Below are 21,606 nucleotides of genomic sequence, written 5' to 3'. Positions count from 1 at the left end.
CATCGCTCCTCAGTTCGACTTGAGCTGCAGCGCGGGTTGTACGCGCGAAGCCCGGAAGGTGGGATACAGGCCGGCCAACATCGTCGCAACGACGGCAACCAGCAGCGTAAGCGCGAGCAAGCCGACATCCAGGCGAGCCAGCGTGGAGATTTCTTTGGGCAGCACCCAGCTCACGCCGTGCACGCCGCCCCAGGTGAGCAACAGGCCAAGCGCTCCGCCGGTCAGGCCGACGATGGCCGCTTCAACCAGAAACTGCGTATAGATCGCCAGGCGCGGCGCACCGAGCGCGCGGCGCACGCCGATCTCCGAACTGCGGCGCAGGAATTTGGCCAGCAGCAACCCTGCGGTGTTGACCAGGCAAACCACCAGCAGCCCCAAGGCGACCAGCAGCGAAACTTTGGTGTCGCTGGGCACGACGTGCTCGCTGTCCAGCCACGCAGGCAGATCGCGCAGGCGGTTGTTCAGGGGCCAGCTGAAGCGGCCGGCTTGCTTCTGGTCGCGGAAATAGGCGTCCAGGTAATCGTGATAGGCGGTTACTGCCGCTTTATCGTCCAGCTCGGCCATGTAGGCGATCCACACGCAGCTCGACTGCTGCAGCCCGACGAAGCCCGATCCCTTGGGAATTTCCGAGCAATTGGTATTGCCGTCGTTGGGCATGCCCACGTCGATCGCGCGCTGGAACGGAATGAATACATCTTCGTGGCCGGTGGTAAAACCGCCGGTATTGACCACGTCGAAGAACACCGGCTTCGGATTCCAGTTATCCAGCACACCGACCACGCGGTAGTCCTTGCCGTCGATGTTCACCGTCTTGCCCACGCTGTTCTGTCCGCCGAACAGCTTCTGGTTGATATCGCCATTGAGCACGACCACCGCGGCGCGCTGCGAATCCTCCGCCGCACTCCAGCCGCTGCCGTATTTGAACGGCGCGTCCACCATCGGGAAAAATTCGCTGTACACGGCGTGGCCGCCGACGTTGATCGGATGCTTGCTCGCATCCGGCGGCACGATCGAGGGAGAAACGCGATACATCGCCGATTGCAGTTTGGCTCGATGGTCGCGCATCAACGCGACGGCATCGGTGTAGTCCATGGCATCCGGCGGATCGTTGTTGTTGCTGCCGTCCTGATGGCCCTTCGGTCCCCAGACATCGATCTGCGGAACGTACAGGTGCGAGGACTTCCAGGGGATGGGATCGCCCGACACGGCACGAAACACAGAGTAACTGGTCATGGAGGCACCTACGCCGAAACCGATCGCCAGGATCATCAGCACAGTGAGGCCGGGACTTCTTTTCAGACTGCGTACCGCCAGATCAACGTAATAGCCCAACATGGGGCACCTCCACCCGTTAGATGACCGCTCCCCCGTGGAGAGCGCCTCATTGCATTTGCTTCCGACTGCTCTTTTCGCCGACGACCCAGGTTCGCCGCATTAACTGTTCACCCATGCCTTGCTGCTTACGTGGGTCGCGTTGCCTCGATCGGCGGCACGCGCGACGCGCGCAATGCCGGTGCGAACACGGCGCACTGCCCAAGCAAGATCAAGATCACCATTCCTGCCAACACATAGGTCAGCGGCAGAAAGTCCAGCGACAACCGCGTAACCAGCCACAGATTGAGTCCAAACGCGAGCACGGTGCCGATAAACACCCCACCAAGACTTATCAACAGGTTCTCGGTGAGAAAGTAATTGAGGATGTCGCGATGCGTTGCACCCAGCGCACGGCGCACGCCGATCTGCCGGCGACGTTGCCCCACCCAGAAACTGGTAAGCCCAACGATGCCTGCACCGGTGATGGCCAGCAGTACCACACAAATGATGCCCATCAGGATGGCCATGCCGCGATCACGCTTGAATGCATTGGCGCGCACCTGGGCATAGCTGAGCAAGCCATTCTTGGGCGGGATGATGCGCATGCGGTTTTCCGCATACAGTGCCTTGGGTGCCTCGCGCATGGCGGCAGCGAGTTGCCCTGGCTTGGCGCGCACGACGTAGCGCAATCCCCAAGGTTCGGCCAGCCGGAACGGCACCACCATCGATTGGCCCTGATACGGTGCGCTCCAGCTATCAACCTCCTGGCGTGCGAGCGTATCCACGATACCGATGATGGTGAGAGGCGTGCTGGTCATCGCGTAAAAGTGCTTGCCGAGCGCATCGCCGTTCGGAAACAGCTTGTCGGCCAAGGCCTTGCTGACGATGGTCACCGGTGGCTGGTTGCTTTGCCGCATGCCCAGGTTCTGCACTTCCTCCGGCCGGAAATCGCGACCGGCGATCAATTTCAGGCCCAGTGTGCGCAGGAAGTGGGAATCGCCCACGTAATACGCCGCGTCAGTCGTGTGACCGACCTGATCCGGCGTCATGGTGATGAAGTTGTCCCAATCGAATTCGGCCAACGGGTAACTATTGGTAGGTGTGGCGTCCTGCACGCTTGGCAATTGCCGCAGTGTGGCGAGATCCTGTTCAATTTTCGCAGCAGCTTCGTCCGTGGAGTACTGCTCGCCCCAAAGGTTCACCATCACGAAGAGGTTGGATTCATCTACACCACTCACATCGGATAGGCGATCCAGTCGCTGATGAATGATGAACAGCGCATTGCAGACGATGGCCAGCGTCAAGGCGATCTGCAATGCGATGAGCAACGTGCCGGCTTTGTGCTTGCGCAAGGCGATGAGAATGGGATGAATGTCCACGTATTCTTCTCCGCCTCAATTGGATTTCAGTTGCCAGGCGGGCTGCACTTGCGCAGCCCGCCACGCGGGATAGAACGCGGCTGCCACCGTGGCGAAAATGGATACCGCCAGAGTCAAGCCCATCAAAGACAAATCAAGGCGCGCAAGCTTGGCAATGTCGTCCTCGAACAGCAAACCGACGCCGGACATGCCCACCGCGGTCAACAGCAACCCCAGCAATCCTCCGGCAAAACCGACCGCAGCAGCTTCCATCAGGTATTGCGCATAGATTTCGTGGCGAGTCGCTCCGAGCGCTCGCCGCACACCGATCTCTCCGGCGCGGCGCATGAATTTGGCAAGCAGCAATCCGATCGTATTGATCAAGCAGATCGCGAAAAATCCGAGCGCCACGATCAGCGAGACGCGACTCTCCGGCGGCACGACTTTCTCGAACGCCAGCCACTCCATCACGTCACGCAACCGCACATTCGGCGCCCAGCCGAAGCGCCCTGCGCGTTGCTGGTCAGCCGCGTAGGCCTCCAGGAATTGGCGGTAGTGCACCACCTGCTCGGACGTATCCAGTTCCACCCACGGCATCAGCCACACGCAGTTGCTGTGCAGCCATCCATCCCAACCGTCGAAGTGCAAATTTCCCCGGCAGCTGTTGCTGCCTGAGTTGTCTACTTTCAGATCGAGCGCGCGATTGAACAGCACGAAGAAATCGGCCGCATCACCGTACGCGTTTTCATTCCACAAGGCATAGAAGCGCGGCTTGGGATCCCAATGCCTCATGACGCCGACGATGCGGTAATCCTGACCGGAAAGCGTGATATTTCTGCCCACGCTGTTGGCGCCACCGAATATGCGCTGGTTGAAATCTTCCGATATCACGACATCGCTGGCGCGATTGTCATCATCAGCGGCACTCCAGCCGCTGCCGTAAAGAAAAGGCACGTCGAACATCGGGAAAAAGTCGCCCATTACCGCAAATCCCGTCACGGATGACGGAACACTGTCCTCGCCGCGCGGCAGGGCCGAGAGCGTGACCTGGTAGATCAGGGTCTGGCGAGGCGCCTGGTGCGCCTTCATCAGCGCCACGGCGTCCGTGTAGCTCAATGCCCCCGCCGGCTCACCCTTATCGTTTTGCTGTGGACCCCAGGCATCCACTTGCGGCACGAACAGCTGCGAGGACTTCTCAGGAATCGGATTGCCTGATACGGCCCGGAACACTGAATAAGTGATCATCGACGCAGCTACGCCAAAACCTATCGCCATCACCATCAGCGCAGTGAGCATGGGGTTGCGCTTGAGACTGCGCAGTCCGAGCTGGAGGTAATAGGTAAACATGAGACCTCGATGGCGATCGATGAAGATTCTGGCGAGAGGATTCCCTCACCCAGGCCCTCTCCCGACGAGGAAGAGGGCGCGGTGATGCGTCAGCTGCGGACCTGTCCTGCGGCAGCGGTATAGGCGGTGTGGAAGCGCGGATCTTCCGCCAGATCCACCACCTGGCCGTCGATGACGTGCACGTTGCGCTGTGCGCGTGCAGCCAGTTCCGGATCGTGCGTCACCATCACGATGGTGGCGCCTTCGCGGTGAATTTCCTCAAGCAGTTCCAACACGCCGCGAGCCATCTGCGTGTCGAGGTTGCCGGTCGGTTCGTCGGCGAGCAGCAGGCGCGGGCTGCCAGCGAGCGCGCGCGCAATGGCCACACGCTGTTGCTGACCGCCGGAGAGTTCCGCCGGATAGTGCTTGGCACGCGAGGCCAGCCCGACGCGTTCCAGCGCATTCATGATGCGCTCCTTGCGTTCGGCCGATTTCATTCCGCGGTAGCGCAACGGCACTTCCACGTTGTCGAACACGTTCAGATCAGGAATCAGGTTGAAGGCCTGGAAGATGAAGCCGATCTTTTCGTTGCGGATCTTCGAGCGCGCATTGTCGTCGAGCTGGCTGACTTCGATGCCATCGAGGTGATATTCGCCGCCGGTAAAGGTTTCCAGCAAGCCTGCGATGGTGAGGAAGGTGGTCTTGCCCGAACCGGACGGGCCGGTTACCGCGACGAATTCGCCTTCTTTCACGTCGATGTTGAAATCGCGAAGCGCATAGGTTTCCACCACTTCGGTGCGGTAGACCTTGGAGAGGTGCGTCATCTTCAGCATGGTTGGTTCCTTCGGTTGGTTTTTGCCCCTCCCCCTGCGTCCAGAGGGAGGCTGGGACGGGGTGAAGGCTGGTCGCGAAGACTCACCCCACCCCAGCCCTCGCCTGCATGCAGGCGAGGGAGAAATCGTCAGCGGCTGATCACGACCCGCTGTGCGTTTTTAAAGTTGTCGGTACCAGAGATCACGATATTGTCGCCTTCCTTCAGCCCGTCGAGGATCTCCACCTTGTCGATGCTGCTCTCGCCCACGCGGATCGGCGTCTTGGTGGCGATGCCATCGCGTACCACGTAGGCATAGCTGCCGCCGGATTCGTCGACGAAAGAGCCGCGCTGCACAGTCAGCACATTGTTGCGATGATCGAGCAGGATGCGCACGGACAAGCGCTGATTCTGGCGCAACTGCTTGGGCGTCTCGCCGTCGAAGCGCACGCGGGCAGCCACTTCGCCGTTGACCACTTCCGGCGAGATCGCACTGACGACGCCCTTCCAGGTGTTGTCGTTGCCGCTGATTTCACCGTTCATGCCGATCGCCAGGTCGCGGGCGAAGCTCTCGGGCACCTTCACTTCGACTTCCAGCGCGGACAGGTCGATGACGCTGAGCAATTGCGCATCCTTGGCAACGGTGGCGCGCGCAGCGATAAACAGCTGGCCTACCTGGCCATCCACCGGCGAGCGCACGTTGAGGTCGTCGACCTGGCGCTGCAGGTCCTGCACCAGCAGCACCTGGCGGTCATGCGCGAGTTTTTTCGCCTTGATGTCGAAGCTGGCACTGTCGCTGTCCAGGCCCAGATCGTTCTTGGCGTGTTCAAGCGTCACCTTGGCCTTGTCCAGCGTGGCTTCCGCGCGATCCACGTCCATCTTGTTCACGCCGCCGCCGGCGTAGGCGGTCTTGTAGCGGTCGAAATCGCGCGAGGCGGTTTCTTCGTCGATCCTGGCGTTGTCGTATGCCTTCTGCATTTCCGACTGCTTCTTGCGGGCGTCGATTTGCGCCTGCAGGTAGGCCACTTCCATCCCGTCGGCGTTGGATTGTTCCTGGGCGAGCTTGTTGCGCAGCTCGGGGCTGTCGATCACGGCCAGCACCTGGCCCTTCTTCACCGTATCGCCGGCATGCACCTGCAATACGACCGCACCGCCGTAGGTGGCGTAAAGCGTGGGGCTGACCGCCGCAACCACCTGGCCTTCCGCCGCGATGTCGCGAACGAAGGGTCCGCGCTGCACCGTGGCGAAGGCCAGGCGCGACGCACTGACCGAGGCATCGGCGGAAAACAGGCGGCTGATGCTTGGCATGATCAGGGCCAACACCACCACGGCAACCACGGCGCCGCCGATCCACAGCAGCTTTTTCTTTGGGCCCGATTTGACCTGGATCAGGCGGTCCTGAGCGGAGGTGTCGCGAATCATTGATGTGGTCCTTGGCCGCGGACAGTGCGGTCCCCACACCTCCTCAGCAAGGCGCGTGCCAGCCGACGGACAGCCCGTAATTAGCTGATATCCATCATTTTATTTTCGCATTTTCAATGTGCACTGCTGTCCGCGGACAGTGCGCCGGACAGATGGACAGGCGTCCGGTCACCCTCACTTGAGCAGCACCGCCGATTCGGCCTGCGCGATGCGTGCGGCGATGCCACTGCTCAGCGGCGACAGCGAGGCGGAGTGCCCCGGTTCCAGCAAGGCCAGACCTGCCAGCTCTCGTAGCCGGAATTGCATGACCGCTGCGCGATCCGGTCTCCAAGAGCATGCTCGCGGCGGATGGCGCTCCGGCTGGCAAGAAGCGGTGAGCGCATCCCAGGCCAGAAAATCCGTATCGGGCAACAGATGCAGGCGCGCCCGGGTGCAGCCTAAGCGATCCAGGCATTCCAGCCATTCGCGCGGACCGTCGTCGGTAATCACACTGGTGGTCACCAGCGTGTGTATATCGAGCAAAGGCGCGAGATGGTGGTGCGCCACCAGCGCGCCGGGCGACACGGCATCCTCCGGCACCCTGGATGTCCGGTGGAGATAGAGCACGCTGCCCAGACCCGGCAACGCGCGTATCCACGCTTCGGGAGCAATCCGCCGGCTGCGCTGGGATACGGCGACCGGCGCGGCGTGGCTACAAAGAGGAAGGGACCGGGTAGCAAGCCAGCCGAACATGAGCGATCTCCTGCAAGAAGACCTGGCTGGCATGCGTAGAACGCGCTGGCGAACAGGTGTGAAAAGACGCGTTGCGGAATGAAATCCCCGTTGATGAGGGGAAAAAGGCGAGCCCGAGCTACTTGGTCAGGATCAACTTGCCATTGCGGGTCAACCGCAGGTGATATTCGCTGCCCAGATGCTGGATCACCAACTCGCGCTCCCCGGCCAGCAGGCGCTGGCTGGAAATGCGGCGCACGGATGGAATCTGCGTGGCGGTATCGACATTGGCCAGCATCGGCCGAGGCGCGGGGTGGGAAAGGGTTAGCGTTCCGGTGGTGGACATGGGGCGGCTCCGTCGTCGAGGGATGACGGTCTAAATGATAATAATTCTCATTTATAAGTCAACCACGTTCCCCCGCCTCTCTTCCTGACGAGTAGAGAGCACCCGGGGAAAGCAATCAGGCAAAAGTGCGCTCGATCCGTTCCTTCAACGCCACATCGAACTTCGGCAACAACTCCAGCGCCCCCAGGTTCTGCTCCAGCTGATCCTTGCGGCTGGCCCCCAGGATGACGGTGGATACGTGGGGATTGGCCAGGCACCACGCGATCGCCAGCTGCGCCGGCGTGGCACCCAGTTCCGCCGCGAGGGCCGGCAACTGCTTCACCTTTTCTACCCGCTCGCCGCCCTCGCCCAGCACGACGTCGTGTAGCCACTCGTACCCGGGCTGGGTCAAGCGCGATCCCTGCGGCACACCTTGGCTGTACTTGCCGCTGAGCAAACCCGACGCCAACGGCGACCAGATGGTCGTGCCCATGCCGTAGCTGGCATACAGCGGCGCGTATTCCTGTTCCACGCGTTCGCGATGCAACAAGTTGTATTGCGGCTGCTCCACCACCGGCGCGTACGCGTGCATGGCCTGGGCAATGCGATGCGCCTCGTGGATGGCAGCGGCCGGCCATTCGCTGGTGCCCCAATACAGCACCTTGCCCTGGCGAATGAGCGTATCCATCGCCGCCACGGTTTCCTCGATCGGCGTTTCGGGATCCGGACGGTGGCAGAAATAAAGATCCAGGTGCCCCACGCGCAAGCGCTCCAGCGCCTGGTTGCACGCTTCGATCACGTGCTTGCGCGACAGTCCGCGCTGCGTCGGCCGGGGTTTCTCCGCGGCGCCGAAATAAACCTTGCTCGACACGCAATAGCTGTCGCGTGCAAAACGCAGATCCGCCAGCACGTCGCCCATCAGGCGCTCGGCTTCGCCGTGGTTGTACGTTTCGGCGTTGTCGAAGAAATTGATGCCGTTGTCCCACGCCATGGCCATCAATTCGCGCGCTTCGGAGCGCCCCACCTGGCGTCCAAAGGTGACCCACGCGCCGAAAGACAGCGCGGACAATTGCAAGCCGGTACGGCCGAGTCGACGGTATTGCATGAGGTGCTCCTTAACGCTGACCGCTAATCCATCACGAGGGACACGAGGATCTTGCCCGAAGGGCGTTACTCCACCGTGAAATCGACAATCGCGCTGTCAAGCGAGCTTTCCGGGTTCTGTGTATGCAGCATCAAGGCCACCCCGTATTTTTCGAGGTAGGCAAATCTGGTTTTGCCGGTGGTGATGCCGTTGTTGTCGATGGTCTGGCAATTGAGCTCGAGCGCCTGTCCCTGGATGGCCGGACTGACTTGCGCGGCGGCATAGCTTTTGCCGCTATCGCAGATGACCTGGCCCGGATCGGCGAAAGTCGCCTGCCCGCTCGGGCCGAACAAATACACGAAACTGAAATGGCCATCCACGTGCGTGTCGAAACGCATGACCTTGCGCGTCTCGATCACCGGCGGCAGCGCATTCGCGGAAGCCGGAATGCTTTGCGAGAGAAACGGGAAATAGCCGCGGTAAGTAAGGTCGAAACGCGTCACCGTGTTGCCTTCGTGACTTTGCACGGCTTGCGTACGGCGAATCAGACCCTGACCGGCATCCTCCAGCATCATCGTCACCGTATACGTGGTGGGACTGCCCTGGCCGCTCGTCGTCACCTGGTCGCGCGTGTGCACGACGATGTGATGGAACGACACGGGTGCGAGATGCGCATCGGTCACCGCACTTTTCACCGCGTCGGCAAGCGCATCGGTACTGAAATGCTTGGTGAAATAGTTCGGTGCGTCACTGGACTGCGGCGACACCGCGCCGGCGGTTCCGGCGACGAGCATCGCAGCCAGTGTTGCTGCGAAAAACAGTTTCTTCGTGGCAAGTCCCATGACGCATCCTCTTGAAATAAACGCGAGGCGCAAAGCACCTCAAACCAGGCGTAACGCCACCCACAGGACGACCGCCGCAAAAAGCCCGGCGATCACGTCGTCGATCATGACACCCATGCCGCCTTTCAAATGCCTGTCCAGCCAGCGAATGGGCCAGGGCTTCCACACGTCGAACAGGCGAAACAACGCAAAGCCCAGAACGACCGCCCACCACGGCGCCAGCAACGCAGGCAGCAAGGCGATCCATTGCCCGACAAATTCGTCCCACACCAGGCTGCGGTGATCGTCTACGCCCAAGGCGCGGCCGGCGACGTCACACGCCCATACGCCAACGACAAAACCGAGCACGATCACCGACAGGTTGAACGGCAATGAATGGTGCCGCAGCCACAACCAGGGCAGGATCGCCGCCAGCGAACCGAACGTGCCTTGCGCGATCGGCGCCAGGCCCGAGCCGAAGCCGCAGGCCAGCCACCCCGCAGGCGTGGAAAGCAGTGCGCTGCGTTGCGTCTCGGTAAGTGTCTTGCGCTCGTTCATGCCTTGAAATGATCCCAGCCGCGATGCCCCGGTTCCAGCCATTGTCCTCGTGCATCGCGCACCTTGATGCCGCGCCCCTGCACGATCTGGCCGATGCGCGTAGCACCGCAACCCAGGCGTGCAAGATCCGCCTGCACGGTGGCGACGTGGCGTAAGGGCACCGTGAAGCACAACTCATAATCGTCGCCGCCGCTCAAGGCGAAATCGCCAGCGGCAACATCATCGAACAAGTCCAACAGTGCAGACGAACGCGGCAACGACGCCACATCGACGTGTGCGCCCACGTCGCTGGCTTCACAGATGTGCCCCAGATCGGCCAGCAACCCGTCGGACACGTCGATGCACGCATTGGCAAAGCCACGCAGCGCCAGACCGGCAGCCACGCGTGGTGTCGGCCGGTTGAGACGTTCGACCAGGAACGCCGCCCGCGCATCATCGCTGCCCCTGCCCTGCTGTACCAACCGCAATCCGGCGGCAGCATCGCCAAGCGTGCCGGTCACGAAAACGGCATCGCCGACTTGCGCACCCGCTCGCAGCAGCGCCTTGCCCGGCGGCACGAAACCATGCACCGCCACGCTCAATGCAAAAGATCCGCGCGTGGTATCGCCGCCGACCAGCGCAAGGCGGTAGGGCTGGGCCAGTTGTGCAAAACCGCTGGCCAGCCCATCGACGACAGCCGGATCGGCATTTGGCAAAGTAAGTGCCAGCAAGGCCCAGGCCGGCGTCGCACCCATCGCGGCAAGGTCGGACAAATTGACGGCGAGCGCCTTCCAGCCGATATCTGCTGCCGCCGTAGCCACCGGAAAATGCACGCCCTCGACCAGCGTATCGATCGCGACCGCCAGTTCCTGCCCTACCGGCACGGCGAGCAGCGCAGCGTCATCGCCAATGCCCAGGCGCACGTCCTCGCGCCCTTGCGCGGTACGTTCGCGGATGCGCTCAATGAGGGAAAATTCCATGAATTCGCCTCGACTCCCTCTTCCCGCCAGGGAGAAGAATGCGGTTCAGCCCTTCTTTTCGGTCACGCGCAGTTGCGCGGCCAACTTGTCCAGCACGCCGTTGACGTAGCTGTGCCCGTGGTCGGCACCGAAGCGCTTGGTCACTTCGATCGCCTCGTTGATGATGACGCGATACGGTACGTCGGGGCGGAACTTCAGTTCGTAAGCGGCCAGGCGCAACGCAGCGCGCTCGATCGGATCGATCTGCGCCACTTCGCGATCGATGTAAGGCTTGAGTGCCTCGTCGATCGTCTCGACGTTCCGTTCCACCCCGCGCAGCAGATCCTCGAAATACTCCAGATCGGCCACTTCCATGTCCTGCTCGTGGCGGAACTGCTCAATGACCGAAGTCATCGAGCTACCGCTCATCTGCCAGGCGTACAGCGCCTGCAGCGCACGGCGGCGGGCGCGCGAACGCGCGGCCATGTCGATGCCTTCGGGACGCGAGTTCATTACAGCTTTCCGTACAAGTTGACCATCTCCAGCACCGCGATGGCGGCGTCAGCGCCCTTGTTGCCGGCCTTGGTGCCGGAACGCTCGATGGCCTGCTCGATGGTGTCGGTGGTCAGCACACCGAAGGCCACCGGCACGCCCGAGCCCAACGCGGCCTGGGTCAGCGCCTTGGCGCATTCGCCGGCCACGAAATCGAAGTGCGGGGTGGAACCGCGAATCACCGCGCCCAACGCGATCACCGCGACGTATTTGCCCGAATGGGCCAGCTTGTGCGCGGCCAGGCCGATCTCCCAGGCACCGGGTACGCGGATCAGGTCGATGGCGTCATCGCTCACCCCGTGGCGCACCAGCGCATCGCGCGCACCCGCCACCAGCGGTTCGACGACAAAGCCGTTGAAACGGCCCGCAACGATGGCAAAACGGCCTTTGGGCGTGGCGAAATCGCCTTCGATGGTCTTCATGTTGCGTGATTCCTTGGGGACGGGGCAGCCCCGTGCTAGCCGGTTATTTTACGGGTTTGGGACGGAAGCTGCTTGGGCCGTCCCCATCGGGGGCTCGTGTGCGTGCCGCAGATGCGGATAGCCGTGGAAATCCAGGCTTGCGCGCTGTCCGACCACGCGCAAGCGTGCAGGCACGCCAAAGGGCAAGGTGAACTTGTCCGGGTCGTGCCCGAACGGCATGCCGGACAGCACGGGTATCCCGGCCACCCGGCGGATCTGGCTGAAGCCGTCGGCCAGGTCGTAGCCATTGTCGTAGGCAGCCGGCCGGCACTGGGTGAAATCCGCCAGGATCAGGGCCCGCTGCCGCCCGAGCACACCGGACAGGTGCAGTTGGTAAAGCAGGCGCTCGATCCGGAACGGCGGTTCGCCGACGTCTTCCACGAACAGGATGCCGCCGTCGATGCGCGGGAAATACGGCGTCTGCAGCAGACTGCACAGCATCGCCAGATTGCCGCCCCACAGCGGCCCTTCCACCGACAGCTCGCCAGCCTCGCCACAGTCCCAACTCGCGTTGCCTTGCGGTGCGCTGATGGTGCGCCAGAAATGCCGCCAGGTGAGCGGACTCAACTCCTTCGCACCAAAATCCGGGCCCAGCATGGGTCCGCCGAAACTGACCAGGCCGCTGCGCGCATACAGCGCCATCTGCAAGGCGGTGAAATCGCTGTGCCCGACCAGCACCATGGGTTGCCCGGCCAGGCGTTCGCGCAGGGCGTCGTAGTGCAAATGCTCCAGCAGACGCGTGGCCCCGTAGCCGCCGCGGATCGACAGCGCGATATCCGGAAGCGCATCAAGCGTAGCCAGCGCATTGATGTCCGCCACGCGCTGCGCATCGCTGCCGGCGTAGCGCTGCTCGGTACGCTCCAGCACGTTCACGCCATCCACACTGCAACCCGCAGCACGCAGGCGTGCCACGCCGCGCATCATGGCGTCGCGGTCGTGCGGGTAGCCGGAAGGGGCAATCAGCCGGACATCACAGAAAGAACTGGCTTGCATGATTTTCTCGTTCCATCCTCACAACGGGCAAGCCAGCTCTCCTAGCTCAAGGCGCAATGTGCGCAGCTGCCACCTTGGCCTCGCCATTCAATTCGAAATCGCGCGACGAATGGCCCACCTGGATCGGGTAGCTGCCGGCTGCAACCTGCCATTGATGCCCCTGCACGTCGAAGATCGCCAGCAAGCGCGGATCCACCTTCAGCGTCACCGTCTGGCTCTGCCCCGGTTGCAGCGACACCTTGTCGAAACCGGCCAGGCGATGCGGCGCTTCTCCGCTGTCGGCCGGCATGCCCACATAGACCTGCGGCGTATCCATGCCGGCGCGTTTACCAAGGTTGGTCACCTTGAAACTCACCGTAACCTGGTCGCCCTCGCTGCTGACGTGCAGGTCGCTGTAGCCGAACTTGCTATACGAGAGACCGAAGCCGAACGGGAACAAGGGCTCCAGTTTCTTCTCGTCGAACCACTTGTAGCCGACGGCGGCGCCTTCGATGTCGTAGTCGACTTCCTGCGCCTGGGTGATGGTGGGGCGCGGCAGTTGCTGTTCGTCTTTGGGGAACGTGACCGGCAGGCGACCGGAAGGATCGATCTTGCCGGTCAGCACATTGGCGATCGCCTCGCCGCCGCGCGCGCCGGGATACCAGGATTCCACCACGGCACTCACTCTGGAGAGCCACGGCATCGTCACCGGGCCGCCGTTTTCCAGCACGACCACGCTATGGGGATTGGCCGCGGCGACAGTATCGATCAATGCGTCCTGCTTGTCGGGCAAAGCAAGGTTGGGTTGGTCGACGCCCTCGCACGTCCACTGCGTGGCGAACACGATGGCGACGTCGGAGGACTTGGCCAATGCCGCGGCGCGCGACGGATCGGTGCCGTCGTCATAAACGATCTTTGCGTTCGGCAGCAATTTCTGCAGCGCTTTCATCGGCGACGAAGGATCATAGACCTTCCACTGCCAATCGGGCCCTTTCACCGCCGGAATCGCCGGGCCGCCGATCGGCCACACTTCCGCGGAACCGCCGCCGGACAAGACGCCGGCGTCGGCATGGCCGCCGATGATCGCCACGGACTTGATGCCTGCCTGCAAGGGCAACTGCGCCTGTTCGTTCTTCAGCAATACGATGCCCTGTTCGGCGGCGTGCTGCGATACGAGCGCATCGGCTTGAGCGTCCAGCGGCTTGATCACCGGCGGGTGCTCGAACACGCCCACCGCGTACATGGAGCGCAAAATGCGATGCACCATGTCATCCAGGCGGCTGCGCGGAATGCTGCCGTCCTTGAGCGCCTGCAGCAGCGGCTGACCGAAGCTGCTGCTGGTCATGCCCAGGCTGAAGCCGGTGCCCAGGTCGATGCCCGATACCTGGTCGGTGCCGGCCATCGCGTCCATCACGCCGTGGTCGGCGCCCCAGTCGGTCATCACCCAGCCGGGGAATTTCCAATCGCCCTTGAGGATGTCGTCCAGCAAGTGCTTGTTGGAACAATCCCAAACGCCATTGACCTTGTTGTAGCCGCACATCACCGACGCGGGATGGCCTTCCTCGATCGCCAGCTCGAAGGCCAGCAGATCCGATTCGCGCATGGCGCGCTCGCCGATCTTGGAACTGACGGTGAGGCGATTGGTTTCCTGGTCGTTCACGGCGTAATGCTTGATCGTCGACATCACGTGCTGCGACTGGATGCCGCGAATCTCTGCGCTATCCATGCGCGCGGCTAGCAGCGGATCTTCGCCGAGATATTCGAACGTGCGCCCGTCGCGCGGTTCGCGCGTGAGGTTGATGCCACCGGCCAGCAGCATGTTGATGCCTTGCGCATGCGCTTCGCCGCCGATCATGCGACCGCCGTCGTACGCAAGTTGCGGATTCCAGGTTGCCGCGATGCCCAGGGTGGACGGCAGCGGCGTGGCGTTGCCCTGCTCGCCGCGCACGTGGTTCGGCTGGCCGTCCTTGCGAACATCGGTGGGATAGTTGTGCACGCCGATGCTGGCGTCGTTTTCCTGCAGTGCCGGAATACCCAGCTTGGGCATCGCAGGCACGTAGCCGGCGGTTCCGATGCCGCCCGGCGGTTGCTGCGGAACCATGGTGTTGTAGGTCTGCACCAGACGATGCATGTCGTCCAGCGACATGCGCTTGAGAAGCTGGTCTGCACGTTTGTCCGCAGTGCTCGTCGACGTTGCCGACTGCTGTGCAAACGCGCTGGCAGAACAGGCCAGCGCCAGCATGGTCAAACCCATCGCGCGTACCGGCGCGCCCCTGAACGGCAGATCCTTGATGCTCATCTCGGCCTCATAGCAGCGGAACCATCTGCCGCAGGGTAACGGGAATTGCCGCCATGGCATAGGGAATGCCGACTGCCCAGGAGGATATTCCACCCTGCCGTCCCGGCACGTGCCAGGACGGCAGGGCGAACGCCTTATTCCGCGTGCTCGACAACCTCCAGTCCGAATCCCGCCAGCCCCACCAGCTTGCGCGGCGTGCCCAGCACGCGCAGGCGGTGCACGCCCAGGTCGGTAAGGATCTGCGCACCCAGGCCATGCTGGCGCCATTCCTGCTGCTGCACCTCTTCCGGAGCCTGCGGTGCGGGCTGCCGATTGAGCCGCCGCAGCAGCGCATCGGGCGTATCTTCGCCGGACAGCACCAGCAGCACGCCGCGCCCTTCGTCGGCGATGCGGCGAAGCGCGGCCGTCACCGTCAGGCCAAGATCATCGCGTTGCAAATGCAGCACGTCGGACAAGGTGTTGCGCACGTGCACGCGCGAAAGCACCGGCTGGCCATCGTCCACCTGTCCGCGCACCAGTGCGAAATGCAGGCCATGACGGATGGCATCGCGATACGCCACCAGGCGAAACGGGCCGAATTCGGTTTGCACCTGCTCTTCGTATACGCGCTGGACGGTCTTTTCGGTCTCCAGGCGATAGCGGATCAGATCGGCGATCGAGCCGATTTTAAGCCCGTGCTTTTTGGCAAACACTTCCAGTTCCGGGCGACGCGCCATGGAGCCGTCTTCGTGCAGCACTTCGATCAACACCGCCGAAGGCTCCAGGCCCGCCAGCGCGGCAAGATCGCAACCCGCTTCGGTGTGACCCGCCCGCGTGAGCACGCCGCCGGGTTGCGCAGTCAGCGGAAAGATGTGCCCGGGTTGGGCGAGATCCTGCGGCTTGGCATCGGCCTTCACCGCCACCTGGATGGTGCGGGCACGATCGTGTGCGGAAATACCGGTGGTGACGCCTTCGGCCGCTTCGATCGAAACGGTGAAGTTGGTGTGATACGGCGAGGTGTTGTCGCTCACCATCGGACGCAGGCCCAACTGACGCGTGCGCTGTTCGGTAAGCGTCAGGCACACCAGGCCGCGCGCTTCGCGCACCATGAAGTTGATGTCTTCCGGCCGCACCATCTGCGCAGCCATGATCAGATCGCCTTCGTTTTCGCGATCTTCATCGTCGAGGATCACCACCATGCGACCGGCGCGGATGTCTTCGAGGATTTCGGGAATGGTATTGAATGCCATGTCTTGTTCCTTGGATTGTGCTCGGTCCGCCTGCCGATTTATCTCGACCGCGACAACTGCTTTCGCGGGGATGGCGGTGGGGACCGGTGAGCTGGCTGGGCAATGCGAAGTCAGGCAAAGCCGTGCTGTTTGAGGAAAGCCTCGTCGATCCGCGGCGATTCGCCACTTCCCATCAGGCGTTCGATGTAACGCGCCACCACGTCGACTTCGATATTCACCGGGTCGCCGGCGCGGCGCGCGTGGAACGCCGTGTGTTCCACCGTGTGGGGAATGAGATTGACGCCGAAGCGGTTGCCACTGGCTTCGTTGACGGTAAGGCTGGTGCCGTCGATACAGATGGAGCCCTTTGAGGCGATGTAGCGGGCAAGCTGCGGCGGCACCTCGAAGGTCCAGCGTTGCGAGCGGCCATCCGGGGTGATGGACACCACCTTGCCGACGCCATCGACGTGACCTGACACCAGATGCCCGCCAAGCCGGTCCGCCAGGCGCAGGGCTTTTTCCAGGTTCACCGGGTCGCCCGCCTTGTGCTTGCCCAGGGTGGTCAGCGACAGCGTTTCATTGGAAACGTCCGCCGCAAAACCACGCGCCTCCAGCGTCACCGCGGTGAGGCATACGCCGGAGACGGCAATGCTGTCGCCGAGCTGCACATCGGAAAGATCGAGGCCGGCGGTATCGACATGCAGGCGCACGTCACCGCCGCGTGATTCCAGCCGCGCAATGCGGCCCACGCTTTGAACAATGCCGGTAAACATCAGCGCACCTCCGCAAGGAAGGTGGGTGGCACTTGGTAATGAATCAGCTTGCAGAAATGAATAAGCATGAACGTTCTCCACACAGAGTCAGTGGGAACGCCCCAAGGCATGAGGCACACGCACCGCTTGCGCGATGCGTGCCGCCGTCTTCTTTCATCCGGACTGTGCGCTACAGCGACGAACTGCTGTGGCGTAAACCGTCGGCCCCGGCATTCGACCGGATCTGCTGGACCCTCTGCCGTATTGAAAAGTCCGTACACGGAGGCGCGGGCTCTTGCGAAATACGACCGAAGCGCTCGCGGGCTCGGACCTTGAGGTCCCTACCGCCGGTGGGGAATTCCACCCCGCCCTGAAGACGTTGGTTGTAAGCCGGACCAGCCGGCCGGCGAAGTTTAGCACTGATCGCCAGGGGAGCCCGGCGGCTTAGCCCGGGGCAAGCGACGCAGCAAGGAAATCGATCAGGCTGCGCACCGCCGGAGCCCGGTCGGCGCCGGGCAACCAAAGCAACTGGATCGGCAAAGTGCTGATCGGCCAATCGGTCAGCACTTCAATCAGCCTGCCCTCTGCGACCAGTACCTCCGACATGTAATCGCCCTGGATGCCGAGCCCCACCCCGGCGAGGATCGCGTCGCGCACCGCCTGCGAATCGTTGCAGGTCAGCACCGGATCGATCCGCACCGAACGCCGCTGACGCTGGCGTGTGAACTGCCACAGATTGCCGGTGCGCAAACCGGTGAAAGCGATGCAGCGATGCATCTTCAGCTCCGCCGGATCGTTGAGCGGCGGCGCCGAGGCAAGGTAAGCCGGCGACGCGCACAGGAACCTGCGCATGCTGTTCACCTTGCGCACGACACAGCGCGCATCGGCCAGCTTGCCGACGCGTACGGCTAGATCGACTTTGGCGTCGACCAGATCGACATAGGTATCGTCGTAACTCGCCTCAATCCGCACCTGCGGATGGCGGCGCATGAATTCGGCCATCAGCGGCGCGATGCAGGTTCGCCCATAGGACGCCGGCGCCTGCACGCATAGCCGCCCAGAAAGTTCGCCGCCGCGCGGGCGCAGATCGGCCGCGAGCTCGGCTATTACCGTTTCCAGGCGCTCGCAATAGGAAAGCAGTTGCTCGCCGCGCGCAGTCAGCGACATGCGACGTGTCGTGCGCAGGAACAAGGCGCTGCCGACCGCCTGTTCCAGCGCCGCGATACGGCGGCTCAGCACCGAGGGCGTGCAACCAGCCTGCCGCGCGGCCTGGGAAAAGTTGAGCAGGCGCGCGGCAGCAGCAAACCCGCGCAGCTCGCGCAGCCGGCCCGGAGTGAGCTCAAACGATTTATTCATACTGTGAATAAAAGATATGCATAGGCAGCAGATTATCACTCCAGGTGAAAGCGCGGAGGATGCGCCCATCCCAACCACGGAGCTCCACCATGCGCAGCTTTCAACTCCACGGCCACGGCCTCGACCAGCTCAAGCTCACCCAGCAACCGGTGCCGCAGCCGGGTCCGCATGAAGTGCTGGTGCGCCTTGAAGCCGCCTCGCTCAACTACCGCGACGTGATGCTGGTCAATGGCCCGTTTTATCGCGAGATACCTATGCCGCTGGTGCCGGTCGCCGATGGCGCCGGCATCGTGCAGGAGGTGGGCAAGGCCGTGACCCGCTTCAAACCGGGCGACCGGGTAACCACGCTGTTCAAATCTCGCTGGCTGGCCGGCAGCATGCGGCCGGAATGGGAGGGCGCCGAATTTGGCGGTCCGCTGGATGGCGTGATGCGCGAATTCGGCGCCTTTGACGCCTACTCGCTGGTTCGCGCGCCATCGCATCTGAACAGCCTGCAGGCCGCCACTTTGCCGATTGCGGCGCTGACTGCCTGGCAGGCGCTGGAGCAGGCGCGCATCACCAACGGGCAAACCGTCCTGCTGTTGGGCACCGGCGGTGTATCCATCTTCGCCCTGCAGTTCGCCAAGCTGCGTGGCGCGAAAGTGATCCTGCTTTCTTCCAGCGATGAAAAACTCGCGCGCGGCAAGGCGCTCGGCGCCGACCTCGGCATCAACTACACCAAAACCCCGCAATGGGGCGCGGCAGTGCGCGAAGCCACTCGCAACATCGGCGTCGATGCGGTGATCGAAACCGTCGGCGGCTCGAGTTTCGCGCAATCGATAGAAGCAGTGCGCATGCATGGATTTGTCGGTGTGGTGGGTTTCCTGGGCGGCTTCGATACGCAGTTGCAGTTGGCCCCGGTGGTGCTCAAGCGGCTACGCGTGCAAGGCATTTCCGTCGCCTCGCTGGAACAGCACGAACGCATGCTCGACGCGATCGAAACCGCACGCCTGGAGCCGGTGCTGGATCAGGTATTCGGCTTCGAACAGTTGCCCGCGGCGTTTGAGCACGTGCAGGCCGGCCGGCACTTCGGCAAGATCGGGATCGACTTCGCGCTATGACGCACGCAGTTGCAGGCGCCAGTCCGGGCCAAGCTGCCGCTGATCGATGCAACGCAGCGACCACCGGTCGGCCATATCGGTCAGGGCAGGCAAATGCAGCAGCGGACGTGCGGCGTCGCCGAGCAACAGTGGCGCGACATACAACAGCAGTTCGTCGGCCAGGCCGGCGGCAAACAGAGCGCCACATAGCGTAGGTCCCGCTTCGACATGCAGCTCGCTGCAACCACGTTCGGCCAGCAAAGCAAGGACGGCGCGCAGATCAAGCGCGCCGTCCTGTTCTGCCACGGACATCCGTTCGACATTATCGAAGCGCTGGTCGACAGGTTTTGCGTCGGCGGCATGCAACAGCAAGGTCGGCGTCTGACCGTCGAGCACGTGGCTCCCAGCAGGCGTGCGCAACTGGCGATCCAGCACCACCCGCAACGGCGGCGTGAATGACTGGTCTTCCAGCCGCACGGTAAGACGCGGATTGTCGGCCAGCACCGTGCCACTGCCGGTAAGGATGGCCGAGCTGCGCGCACGCCAGCGCTGCACATCGGCACGCGCCGCCTCGCCGGTAATCCATTTTGATTCGCCGTTGGCCAGCGCGGTGCGGCCATCCAAGCTCATCGCCAGTTTCACCCGCACCCATGGACGACCGCGTTCGATGCGGCTGAAAAAACCGATATTGATCTCGCGGGCAGCATCGCGCAGCAGCCCGGATTCCACATCGATACCTGCCGCGCGCAGCTTTTCAATGCCACGCCCGGCTACTTTCGGAAAGGGATCCTCGGCAGCAATCACCACCCGCGCCACGCCTGCAGCAATCAGCGCATCGGCACACGGTGGCGTGCGGCCGTAATGCGCGCAAGGTTCCAGCGTGACATAGGCAGTCGCACCACGCGCCCGCTCGCCGGCGTCGCGCAAGGCAAACACTTCGGCATGCGGCTGTCCGGCACGCTCGTGCCACCCCTGCCCCACCACCTGTTCACCATGGGCGATGACGCAACCGACGCGGGGATTCGGCTGCGTCGTGTAGAGGCCACGTTCGGCCAGGCGCAGGGCATGCGCCACGTGCGCAGTGTCGAGGGCGGAGAAGGTCATGGAGACGTCTGAATAACCATATGCATGATCGTCAGTGTGCGGGATCACGCAGCGTTTGTCGCGCCGTGGCCGGCGGGAGTAGCCTTGATGTCTTGCCTAATCCACCCGGGAAACGACCATGATCTACGAGAACATTCTGGACACCATCGGCAATACGCCCATCGTCCGCCTGCATCGCGTGGCGCCTCCCCACGTGACGCTGTACACCAAGGTGGAAGCCTTCAATCCGGGCGGCTCGGTCAAGGACCGCCTGGCTATCGCGGTGATTCTGGACGCGGAGAAGAAGGGCCTGCTCAAGCCTGGCGATACCGTGGTCGAAGCCACCTCCGGCAATACCGGCGTGGCACTGGCGATGGTCTGCGCCGCACGCGGTTACCACTTCGTGGCAATCATGACCGAAACCTTCTCGGTCGAGCGGCGCAAGCTGATGCGCGCCTACGGCGCCAAAGTGATCCTCACCGCAGCGGCAGAGCGCGGCACCGGCATGGTCAAACGCGCCGAAGAACTGGCCGCCAAGCACGGCTGGTTCCTGCCCCGACAGTTCCAGAATCCGGCCAACCCGGCCTATCACCGCAACACCACGGCCACGGAAATCCTGCGCGATTTCGCCGGCAAGCGGCTGGATGCCTTCGTCACCGGCTGGGGCACCGGCGGCACGCTGACCGGCGTGGGCGAAATGCTCAAGCTCGCTCGCCCGGATGTAAAGATCGTCGTGTCCGAACCGGCCGGCGCATCCATGCTCGGAAACCAGCCATGGCAGCCGCACAAGATCCAGGGTTGGACCCCGGACTTCGTGCCGGAAGTGCTCAACCGCCAGGTGTTCGACATCGACCTGCCGGTAGACGATGTGCTGGCACGCGACACCTCGCGCCGGCTGGCCAAGGACGAAGGCATCTTCGTCGGCATCTCATCTGGCGCAACCGTCGCAGCCGCGCTCAAATACGCGGAGACAGCCGAACCCGGCAGCGTGATCCTGGCGATGCTGCCCGATACCGGTGAACGGTATATCTCCACCTTCCTGTTCGAAGGCGTGGAGGAAGGATCCGATGATGCCTGGCTGCAAAGCCTGGGCTGACCCGGTTTCGTAGGTTGGGTTAGCGCAGCGTAACCCAACGGTTTCACGAGGTTGGCAAGAGCTGTTGGGTTACGCTTCGC

At 62.9% G+C, this 21,606-nt stretch carries 21 protein-coding genes and 1 riboswitch; of the genes, 2 read left to right on the top strand and 19 right to left on the bottom strand.

Annotated features, from left to right (window positions below; all coding sequences use genetic code 11):
• Positions 1-9: 9 nt before the first annotated feature.
• The 18 genes from ISS99_RS12410 to ISS99_RS12325 all read right to left on the bottom strand — a co-directional run bounded on the left by ISS99_RS12410 (position 10) and on the right by ISS99_RS12325 (position 18,268).
• Complete coding sequence (locus ISS99_RS12410; protein WP_204631933.1) at positions 10-1,335, bottom strand: ABC transporter permease; 1,326 nt, start codon at positions 1,333-1,335, stop codon at positions 10-12.
• Positions 1,336-1,460: 125 nt separating this feature from the next.
• Entirely contained in the window at positions 1,461-2,693 is a 1,233-nt protein-coding gene (locus ISS99_RS12405; RefSeq protein WP_204631932.1) for an ABC transporter permease, read from the bottom strand.
• A gap of 15 nt (positions 2,694-2,708) precedes the next feature.
• A complete protein-coding gene (locus ISS99_RS12400) occupies positions 2,709-4,019 on the bottom strand; it encodes an ABC transporter permease (RefSeq protein ID WP_204631931.1) in 1,311 nt (436 codons plus the stop codon).
• 89 nt (positions 4,020-4,108) lie between these two features.
• A complete protein-coding gene (locus ISS99_RS12395; protein ID WP_204631930.1) occupies positions 4,109-4,831 on the bottom strand; it encodes an ABC transporter ATP-binding protein in 723 nt (240 codons plus the stop codon).
• A gap of 128 nt (positions 4,832-4,959) precedes the next feature.
• A complete protein-coding gene (locus tag ISS99_RS12390; RefSeq protein WP_204631929.1) occupies positions 4,960-6,231 on the bottom strand; it encodes an efflux RND transporter periplasmic adaptor subunit in 1,272 nt (423 codons plus the stop codon).
• A gap of 174 nt (positions 6,232-6,405) precedes the next feature.
• On the bottom strand, positions 6,406-6,963 hold the full coding sequence (locus ISS99_RS12385; RefSeq protein WP_204631928.1) for a hypothetical protein: 558 nt from the start codon (positions 6,961-6,963) through the stop codon (positions 6,406-6,408).
• Between the two features lie 118 nt (positions 6,964-7,081).
• Positions 7,082-7,288 (bottom strand): hemin uptake protein HemP, encoded by a 207-nt coding sequence (gene hemP, locus ISS99_RS12380; protein ID WP_204631927.1) that lies wholly within the window; start codon positions 7,286-7,288, stop codon positions 7,082-7,084.
• A gap of 115 nt (positions 7,289-7,403) precedes the next feature.
• The gene (locus tag ISS99_RS12375; RefSeq protein ID WP_204631926.1) at positions 7,404-8,372 is read right to left on the bottom strand and encodes a potassium channel beta subunit family protein; all 969 of its coding nucleotides are present in this window, start codon (positions 8,370-8,372) and stop codon (positions 7,404-7,406) included.
• 65 nt (positions 8,373-8,437) lie between these two features.
• Positions 8,438-9,193 carry a hypothetical protein gene (locus ISS99_RS12370; protein WP_204631925.1) on the bottom strand — a complete coding sequence of 252 codons (756 nt, stop codon included), beginning with the start codon at positions 9,191-9,193 and terminating at the stop codon, positions 8,438-8,440.
• Between the two features lie 39 nt (positions 9,194-9,232).
• Positions 9,233-9,730, bottom strand: a complete 498-nt coding sequence (locus ISS99_RS12365; protein ID WP_204631924.1) for a phosphatidylglycerophosphatase A family protein — start codon at positions 9,728-9,730, stop codon at positions 9,233-9,235.
• Complete coding sequence (gene thiL, locus ISS99_RS12360) at positions 9,727-10,689, bottom strand: thiamine-phosphate kinase (protein WP_204631923.1); 963 nt, start codon at positions 10,687-10,689, stop codon at positions 9,727-9,729. Before thiL ends, ISS99_RS12365 begins: the two co-directional genes overlap by 4 nt.
• 45 nt (positions 10,690-10,734) lie before the next feature.
• Entirely contained in the window at positions 10,735-11,181 is a 447-nt protein-coding gene (nusB, locus tag ISS99_RS12355; protein WP_204631922.1) for a transcription antitermination factor NusB, read from the bottom strand.
• On the bottom strand, positions 11,181-11,642 hold the full coding sequence (gene ribH, locus ISS99_RS12350) for a 6,7-dimethyl-8-ribityllumazine synthase (protein WP_204631921.1): 462 nt from the start codon (positions 11,640-11,642) through the stop codon (positions 11,181-11,183). Before ribH ends, nusB begins: the two co-directional genes overlap by 1 nt.
• A 48-nt stretch (positions 11,643-11,690) precedes the next feature.
• Entirely contained in the window at positions 11,691-12,674 is a 984-nt protein-coding gene (gene ldcA / locus ISS99_RS12345) for a muramoyltetrapeptide carboxypeptidase (protein WP_204631920.1), read from the bottom strand.
• A gap of 46 nt (positions 12,675-12,720) precedes the next feature.
• Entirely contained in the window at positions 12,721-14,952 is a 2,232-nt protein-coding gene (locus ISS99_RS12340; protein ID WP_204631919.1) for a beta-glucosidase family protein, read from the bottom strand.
• 134 nt (positions 14,953-15,086) lie between these two features.
• The gene (gene ribBA, locus ISS99_RS12335) at positions 15,087-16,181 is read right to left on the bottom strand and encodes a bifunctional 3,4-dihydroxy-2-butanone-4-phosphate synthase/GTP cyclohydrolase II (protein ID WP_204631918.1); all 1,095 of its coding nucleotides are present in this window, start codon (positions 16,179-16,181) and stop codon (positions 15,087-15,089) included.
• A gap of 110 nt (positions 16,182-16,291) precedes the next feature.
• On the bottom strand, positions 16,292-16,933 hold the full coding sequence (locus tag ISS99_RS12330) for a riboflavin synthase (RefSeq protein WP_204631917.1): 642 nt from the start codon (positions 16,931-16,933) through the stop codon (positions 16,292-16,294).
• A 141-nt stretch (positions 16,934-17,074) separates the two neighbouring features.
• A riboswitch (FMN riboswitch) is annotated at positions 17,075-17,294 on the bottom strand.
• 62 nt (positions 17,295-17,356) lie between these two features.
• Positions 17,357-18,268, bottom strand: coding sequence for a LysR family transcriptional regulator (locus tag ISS99_RS12325; RefSeq protein WP_204631916.1), 912 nt, complete (start codon positions 18,266-18,268; stop codon positions 17,357-17,359).
• A gap of 89 nt (positions 18,269-18,357) precedes the next feature.
• Here ISS99_RS12325 and ISS99_RS12320 point away from each other — a divergent pair, with 89 nt between their 5' ends.
• Positions 18,358-19,368: a zinc-dependent alcohol dehydrogenase family protein gene (locus tag ISS99_RS12320; protein ID WP_204631915.1), complete on the top strand. Its 1,011-nt coding sequence runs from the start codon at positions 18,358-18,360 to the stop codon at positions 19,366-19,368.
• Here ISS99_RS12320 and ribD read toward each other — a convergent pair.
• Positions 19,363-20,451, bottom strand: coding sequence for a bifunctional diaminohydroxyphosphoribosylaminopyrimidine deaminase/5-amino-6-(5-phosphoribosylamino)uracil reductase RibD (gene ribD / locus ISS99_RS12315; RefSeq protein WP_204631914.1), 1,089 nt, complete (start codon positions 20,449-20,451; stop codon positions 19,363-19,365). The genes ISS99_RS12320 and ribD overlap by 6 nt on opposite strands.
• 118 nt (positions 20,452-20,569) lie before the next feature.
• Here ribD and cysK point away from each other — a divergent pair, with 118 nt between their 5' ends.
• Positions 20,570-21,526: a cysteine synthase A gene (gene cysK / locus ISS99_RS12310; protein ID WP_204631913.1), complete on the top strand. Its 957-nt coding sequence runs from the start codon at positions 20,570-20,572 to the stop codon at positions 21,524-21,526.
• Positions 21,527-21,606 lie beyond the last annotated feature (80 nt).

This window comes from Dyella mobilis, from assembly GCF_016904945.1.
In the GTDB taxonomy this organism is placed as follows: domain Bacteria; phylum Pseudomonadota; class Gammaproteobacteria; order Xanthomonadales; family Rhodanobacteraceae; genus Dyella_B; species Dyella_B mobilis.
The sequence above is the reverse complement of the archived record's forward strand: the minus strand, read 5'-3'. Positions and strand labels throughout refer to the sequence as shown.

Bases quoted from the DNA above. Each gene is read 5' to 3' on its own strand.
- ISS99_RS12410 (WP_204631933.1), bottom strand. From the start codon at position 1,335: ATGTTGGGCTATTACGTTGATCTGGCGGTACGCAGTCTGAAAAGAAGT.
- ISS99_RS12400 (WP_204631931.1), bottom strand. From the start codon at position 4,019: ATGTTTACCTATTACCTCCAGCTCGGACTGCGCAGTCTCAAGCGCAAC.
- ISS99_RS12395 (WP_204631930.1), bottom strand. From the start codon at position 4,831: ATGCTGAAGATGACGCACCTCTCCAAGGTCTACCGCACCGAAGTGGTG.
- ISS99_RS12390 (WP_204631929.1), bottom strand. From the start codon at position 6,231: ATGATTCGCGACACCTCCGCTCAGGACCGCCTGATCCAGGTCAAATCG.
- ISS99_RS12385 (WP_204631928.1), bottom strand. From the start codon at position 6,963: ATGTTCGGCTGGCTTGCTACCCGGTCCCTTCCTCTTTGTAGCCACGCC.
- hemP (WP_204631927.1), bottom strand. From the start codon at position 7,288: ATGTCCACCACCGGAACGCTAACCCTTTCCCACCCCGCGCCTCGGCCG.
- ISS99_RS12375 (WP_204631926.1), bottom strand. From the start codon at position 8,372: ATGCAATACCGTCGACTCGGCCGTACCGGCTTGCAATTGTCCGCGCTG.
- ISS99_RS12370 (WP_204631925.1), bottom strand. From the start codon at position 9,193: ATGGGACTTGCCACGAAGAAACTGTTTTTCGCAGCAACACTGGCTGCG.
- ISS99_RS12365 (WP_204631924.1), bottom strand. From the start codon at position 9,730: ATGAACGAGCGCAAGACACTTACCGAGACGCAACGCAGCGCACTGCTT.
- thiL (WP_204631923.1), bottom strand. From the start codon at position 10,689: ATGGAATTTTCCCTCATTGAGCGCATCCGCGAACGTACCGCGCAAGGG.
- nusB (WP_204631922.1), bottom strand. From the start codon at position 11,181: ATGAACTCGCGTCCCGAAGGCATCGACATGGCCGCGCGTTCGCGCGCC.
- ribH (WP_204631921.1), bottom strand. From the start codon at position 11,642: ATGAAGACCATCGAAGGCGATTTCGCCACGCCCAAAGGCCGTTTTGCC.
- ldcA (WP_204631920.1), bottom strand. From the start codon at position 12,674: ATGCAAGCCAGTTCTTTCTGTGATGTCCGGCTGATTGCCCCTTCCGGC.
- ISS99_RS12340 (WP_204631919.1), bottom strand. From the start codon at position 14,952: ATGAGCATCAAGGATCTGCCGTTCAGGGGCGCGCCGGTACGCGCGATG.
- ribBA (WP_204631918.1), bottom strand. From the start codon at position 16,181: ATGGCATTCAATACCATTCCCGAAATCCTCGAAGACATCCGCGCCGGT.
- ISS99_RS12330 (WP_204631917.1), bottom strand. From the start codon at position 16,933: ATGTTTACCGGCATTGTTCAAAGCGTGGGCCGCATTGCGCGGCTGGAA.
- ISS99_RS12325 (WP_204631916.1), bottom strand. From the start codon at position 18,268: ATGAATAAATCGTTTGAGCTCACTCCGGGCCGGCTGCGCGAGCTGCGC.
- ISS99_RS12320 (WP_204631915.1), top strand. From the start codon at position 18,358: ATGCGCAGCTTTCAACTCCACGGCCACGGCCTCGACCAGCTCAAGCTC.
- ribD (WP_204631914.1), bottom strand. From the start codon at position 20,451: ATGACCTTCTCCGCCCTCGACACTGCGCACGTGGCGCATGCCCTGCGC.
- cysK (WP_204631913.1), top strand. From the start codon at position 20,570: ATGATCTACGAGAACATTCTGGACACCATCGGCAATACGCCCATCGTC.